Source organism: Coxiella-like endosymbiont (genome assembly GCF_002871095.1).
In the GTDB taxonomy this organism is placed as follows: domain Bacteria; phylum Pseudomonadota; class Gammaproteobacteria; order Coxiellales; family Coxiellaceae; genus Coxiella.
In genome coordinates this window covers 1-5,540 of the sequence record NZ_NSHJ01000137.1, presented here as the reverse complement: position 1 = coordinate 5,540, position 5,540 = coordinate 1, and the positions used below count along the sequence as shown (strand labels likewise).

Here is a 5,540-nt window from a genome sequence, read left to right as displayed (position 1 = left end):
GTATTTCATTTATTATATAATAAATTTTGAAGAAAATGACATATTAACATTATCTTAACGATATCAATTAAGATGTAATATAAGGATTGATTTTAAATAGTTACATAATAATATAGCAAGTTGCTATGAACAAAATCTTAAATAATTTAAATCAGTAAGTATTCAGGCTATTTTAATAGCCTATTTTTTAATACCAAATTATATTTAATTTAGTTCTTACTACTCTTTGTGGTAAGAATAAAACAGGTTCATTCCTACAGAGGTTACTTAAAAACTATAGTGTCTAAAATGGTTAACTAGAAAATGTTGTAACGCTTTGATGTAACTACCGAGGGAGGGACTTGAACCCTCACAGTGTTGCCACTACCAGATTTTGAGTCTGACGCGTCTGCCAATTTCGCCACCTCGGCTTTGAAGAATAGTAAATAGTATAATACCATCCCCAACAGCTAATTCCTAATCAAACTCAAGAACTCAGCTCGAGTACGCTCATCTTTACGAAAAATACCAAGCATCATAGAGGTGGTCATCTCAGAATTTTGTTTTTCTACTCCTCTCATCATCATACAAAGATGTTTTGCTTCAATAATGACAGCAACTCCCTTGGCATCCGTGACTTTATCGATAGATTCTGCAATTTGCTTAGTGAGATTTTCTTGGACTTGTAAGCGTTTAGCATATATATCTACAATACGTGCAATTTTTGAAAGACCAATGATCTTACCATTAGGCAAATAAGCTACGTGGCATTTTCCAATAAAAGGTAGTAGGTGATGTTCACATAGCGAATAAAGCTCAATATTTTTAACAATAACTATCTCATCCATATCTGATTGAAAAATAGCGTTGTTAATAATCTCATGCAATTTGTCTTGGTAGCCCGAGGTAAGATATTCTAAGGCTTTCTGAAAACGGCGAGGAGTTTCTTTTAAGCCTTCACGGTGAATATCTTCCCCTAGGTTAGTTAAAATAGCTTCAATATGTTTTTTTATAGTATTGGTCATTTTCTAGATTTTCGATTATCTTGTAGAGTTTTAGGGTGCCCTGAAACTTTACTATACTTTGATCATAGAATTAGCCTGGCGGCCAATTCATTTGGCGTCCCCCGAGTAGATGAAGATGAATATGGTATACAGCTTGTCCTCCAATTTTATTACAATTAAGCACGAGACGATATCCTGCATTGGCTATGTTATTATTCCGAGCAAGTTGAGTCGCCGTGGTTATCAGATGTCCTAAAAGTTGTTCATCTGCTTGGGATGTATCATTAATTGTAGAAATATGACGACGTGGAATAATAAGAATATGAGTAGGAGCTTGAGGTGTAATATCATTAAAAGCTACTACCTGATCGTCTTTATAAATTAATTCTCCAAGTTCAGATTTAGTAATTTTGCAGAAATTACATTTCATTTTTTCACCTTTCTATTGTGAAACAACCCTACTATCACTACGTAATTCAATAGTCTTCAAAGTAAGTAGTAATGGTATCAGTAAGATAAAGATGATACCAATAACTCTAAATCCATCTAAAAAGCTTAGCATACTTGCTTGTTGTTGTGTAATATAAGCAAGTCGATTAACTTCTACAGGATACAAAAAAATTAATTGTTGGGAGGTAACCCATTGATGAAGATTAGAATTGTAAATAGTGATGTGACTAGATAAAGCATTCCAATTAATTTGTGTGGTACGGCTGATAAGTGTGCTTAAAAGAGAAATTCCTATTGATGTTCCGAGCATCCGTGAATAGCTATATAAACCAGCACCTTCCGTAATGTCTTTTTTAGCTAAAGTAGCCAAAGAATAAGTAGTAAGTGGGACCATTAAAAATCCCATACCAAAACCCAAGAAAGCATTATTCAATAAAAATTCTTGAATTGATGAGTTTAGATTGATATGTGTAAATCGAAAAGCACCGTAAATGCAAAATCCCATACCAGTAATTAAAATAATTTTAATGTTAATATGTTTCATTAATTGTGGTACAAATATTATAGAAACCGAGCTAGCAATTCCTAAGGGTGCCATAGTCCATCCCGTAGTTAGAGCTGGATAATTCAATAAACGTTCTAATAAAATAGGTTCTAAAGTAATTAAGCTAAATAATGAGCCAGAAAATAAAGCAAGTACCAAACAGGAAATTCTAAAGTTACGATCTTTAAAAATTCTTAATTTAACGACTGGATCAGAATGAATTAAACATCGAATGATAAAATATATCGTACAAAAGATTGCCATTGTCAAAAGTATTAAAATGAAATTAGAATTTAGCCAGTCATTTTCATTACCTTTATCAAGAAAAATTTGTAAAGCGCCAATGCCAATGACCATTAAAATTAGCCCCACCCAATCGATTTCTTGATAACGACGTTGTTCTGTTTTGGGAATTATGATTAGCGTCAATACTAACCCTAATAAACATACTGGAAGATTAATATAGAAAATCCACCGCCAACTCATATGTTCTGTAATAAAACCACCTAAAGTAGGTCCGCATACTGGTGCAGCCATAATTCCGATTCCCCAAATAGCCATCGCTTTACTTTGTTCTTCAAGGGGAAAAGTTGCTCGTAAAATAGATTGAGATAAGGGAATAAGGGAAGCCCCAAAAAGTCCTTGGAAAACTCGGAAAATGACGATTTCTGTTAAAGATTGTGCAATTCCACACAAAACGGACGATACCATAAAACCAGTAATATTCGTTAAAAGTAATTGTTTTTGACCAATACGACTACTAAAAAATCCAGTCAGAGGCAACATAATGGCTGAAGAGACGACATAGGAAGTCAATACCCATGTAATTTGATTTTGATTAGTTCCGAGTGAAGACATTATATGGGGTAAAGCGACATTAACGATGGTAGAATCCAGCACTTCTAAGATAGCAACCATCATAATAGTTGTAATAACGAGCCATCTTTTGGAATAAAGATGATCATTATTGAGCAGTACACTACTAGTTTTCATAATTAGTGAACAGTAGTTGTGTCAATAGTAACAGTGCTGCTTGCTCCTAAGCGGAGCGGATAATTTGGTTTTTGATCGGTAATAAGAATTTTTACAGGAAACCGTTGAGTTACCTTAACCCAATTGCCACTAGTATTTTCCGGGGGCAGTAAGGAAAAACTTGTTCCGCTATCTTCGCTAATGCTCACAACGTGCCCTAGAAAAACTTGATCTGGATACATATCAATTTTAATGGTAGCTGATTGACCGGATCGAATATTTTCAAGTTGCGTTTCTTTAAAATTAGCCGTAGCCCACCAAACTTTATCTTCGATTAAGGCAAATAAAACTTGATAAGAGTTAACATTATCACCACGTCGTAAGCTAAAATTAGCTATGAAGCCATCAGCTGGAGCAACAACATGGGTATATTCTAAATCGAGGCGCGATTTTTTTATGGCTGCCTTAGCTAATCGCAATTGAGCATTTCTATCATTAATTTGTCCTCGTTTTACAATTAATTCTTGCAGCTGCTTTTTAGCTGCAGTTAATGCGGCCTTAGCTACATCTAAATTTTTAATAGCAAGATCGCCCTCTGCACGAGAAACAAATTGTTTTTTCATTAAAGCCAACATGCGATGGGTAACAAGATAAGCATGAATAAGTTCCGCTTTTTTTTCTGCTACTACTGCCTTGGCTGATTGTACAGCCATATTAGCAGCTTGAATTTTTTGTTTAGTTTCATCGAGTTGTGCGCTGGCTTTGAGGAGCTCAATAGTGAATGGAGCTGGATCAATATCAAAGAGAAATTGATTTTTCTGGACGTGCTGGTGGTTATGAACGTATACCTTACTAATAGTACCACTAATTTGAGGAGCGATATTAATTATATTTGCTTGAATGTAGGCATCGTCCGTGCTGGGATAACGCTTTTCATGGCGCCAGTAAAAATAACCGCTGATAAGCAGCATGGCAATTAGAGAAATAGGTAAAACAACTTTAATGATGTTCTTTATCATGATGTGGAAGCTATCTTAGCATAAAGAAATGGCTTTGATAAACAAAGCCCTTAAGATCAGAATCTTCGTACCTTATGTTTTTACCTTGTGTTTCTTTAAAAATTTTGTTAAACTTCCTAAAGTTAGGAAACTTGAATTTTATTAAAGAGACTAAAACAAACACATTAATATTATTAATTATTATTTTATAAATAAAATATATATTAATGTTATAATGTAGATAAGTAAAGTTAAATCGTGAGACATTATTTACAATTGATGGGTATTGATGTCTGGCGTCTTCGAACGTTAGTTTCATTTAAATACTATAGGTATGATTTATTGGACTCTCAAAATCGTCAAGCCGGTGTTTTACTGGCTGATGCCGTATTGCTAAATGAGGCAGAGGCTCAATTAGTAAAAAAAATTGCACAAGCTACGAAAAAGCAAGTTAAAGGTGGTCTTCAAACAGCTCCTTGGGAGTGGTGGGAGTCCAGTAAATTATTGGAATGTATCATTTTATTAGGTTCTCGGGTCCCATATTTAATTCATTCTACGCAGCAATTACAAATAATTAGAAGCCATGCTCCAGTAGATTTATTACGAAATACAGCGTTAAAAGTTCAAACATGGAACGACTTAAAAACAGCCATAAAGTTGATGAGAGAATAAAAATCACTGCTTTTACGGATAAATATATTACGGATCTCGTTGAGATTGCAAAAATGAGTATTCTGTATTAAATGAGTATTCTGTATTTTTGATCTGAAAAAATTTTTTGTAATTTTTTAAGAGAGCGGTATGTTGGGTAAATTTTAGAATATGATCGTTAACTAATTATTTTCATTGGAAAGTTATTACAACACCTCGTGTTGCATGGTAATTGATCAATATTGCTATCAACCCTCAATAGCAAAAAAAGTTTACTGAATATTGATTGTGATGTAAGTAAATTATAGATTTTGCTAGAGCACATTTAGCTACTCATCTTCTATTAGAAATGTAAGCTACTATACTAAATAAAGTAACTATAAAGATAAAGTAAAGTAACTATAAAGTAACTATAGTAACTATTGATATAAATAAAAATGGGCACCCTTAAAATTGAAATTCGGGAAAATTATTATCTTACAGAAAATAGTTGAGAGAAAAGATACGGACATCTTTGTTTTAAATTTATTATTGTCATTTTGACATAAAATAATATGCTTGTGAATATTAAATCTTAATTTGCTATTACAGAGAATAACCTTTTTTAAAAATTTTTTATAAAGAGATCGAAGTACTTTTCAAAGAAATTGTATTTAAAAACTACCAACCTTGTATATAAATTTTCAAAAAAGGTGGTTTAAAAATTAGTTTTTTATAAAGAATTTTGTGGTAAAGAATTCTATGGTAGTACGGATTTACACTTACAATTAAAAAGGTAATGAAAATAGTGTAAGATCATATGGAAGTAAGTAATTTTTTTTTAAAAAGTAAGGTTTTATGAAGAATAAAACTGGTTACACACAATATCAGTGTTAGGGTTTTAGATAAACTAGTGAAAACTTTTACTATTTCATATGGTTTTTTAAAGAAGCTTTATAAATA

General features: G+C 32.6%; 5 protein-coding genes and 1 tRNA gene. 1 reads left to right on the top strand and 5 read right to left on the bottom strand.

The window, feature by feature from the left end; genetic code table 11:
- Positions 1 to 326 precede the first annotated feature (326 nt).
- The 5 genes from CLERM_RS03155 to CLERM_RS03135 all read right to left on the bottom strand — a co-directional run bounded on the left by CLERM_RS03155 (position 327) and on the right by CLERM_RS03135 (position 3,968).
- Positions 327 to 410: transfer RNA gene (locus CLERM_RS03155), tRNA-Leu, on the bottom strand.
- A gap of 39 nt (positions 411 to 449) precedes the next feature.
- A complete protein-coding gene (folE, locus tag CLERM_RS03150; protein WP_102157141.1) occupies positions 450 to 1,004 on the bottom strand; it encodes a GTP cyclohydrolase I FolE in 555 nt (184 codons plus the stop codon).
- 70 nt (positions 1,005 to 1,074) lie between these two features.
- On the bottom strand, positions 1,075 to 1,413 hold the full coding sequence (locus CLERM_RS03145) for a histidine triad nucleotide-binding protein (RefSeq protein WP_102157140.1): 339 nt from the start codon (positions 1,411 to 1,413) through the stop codon (positions 1,075 to 1,077).
- Positions 1,414 to 1,425: 12 nt separating this feature from the next.
- Positions 1,426 to 2,970, bottom strand: a complete 1,545-nt coding sequence (locus CLERM_RS03140; RefSeq protein ID WP_102157139.1) for a DHA2 family efflux MFS transporter permease subunit — start codon at positions 2,968 to 2,970, stop codon at positions 1,426 to 1,428.
- 2 nt (positions 2,971 to 2,972) lie between these two features.
- On the bottom strand, positions 2,973 to 3,968 hold the full coding sequence (locus CLERM_RS03135; RefSeq protein ID WP_102157138.1) for an HlyD family secretion protein: 996 nt from the start codon (positions 3,966 to 3,968) through the stop codon (positions 2,973 to 2,975).
- Between the two features lie 237 nt (positions 3,969 to 4,205).
- Between CLERM_RS03135 and CLERM_RS03130 the strand changes: the two genes are divergently transcribed.
- Positions 4,206 to 4,619 (top strand): hypothetical protein, encoded by a 414-nt coding sequence (locus CLERM_RS03130; RefSeq protein ID WP_241538089.1) that lies wholly within the window; start codon positions 4,206 to 4,208, stop codon positions 4,617 to 4,619.
- The last annotated feature ends 921 nt before the right edge of the window (positions 4,620 to 5,540 follow it).

Bases quoted from the DNA above. Each gene is read 5' to 3' on its own strand.
- CLERM_RS03140 (WP_102157139.1), bottom strand. From the start codon at position 2,970: ATGAAAACTAGTAGTGTACTGCTCAATAATGATCATCTTTATTCCAAA.
- CLERM_RS03145 (WP_102157140.1), bottom strand. From the start codon at position 1,413: ATGAAATGTAATTTCTGCAAAATTACTAAATCTGAACTTGGAGAATTA.
- folE (WP_102157141.1), bottom strand. From the start codon at position 1,004: ATGACCAATACTATAAAAAAACATATTGAAGCTATTTTAACTAACCTA.
- CLERM_RS03135 (WP_102157138.1), bottom strand. From the start codon at position 3,968: ATGATAAAGAACATCATTAAAGTTGTTTTACCTATTTCTCTAATTGCC.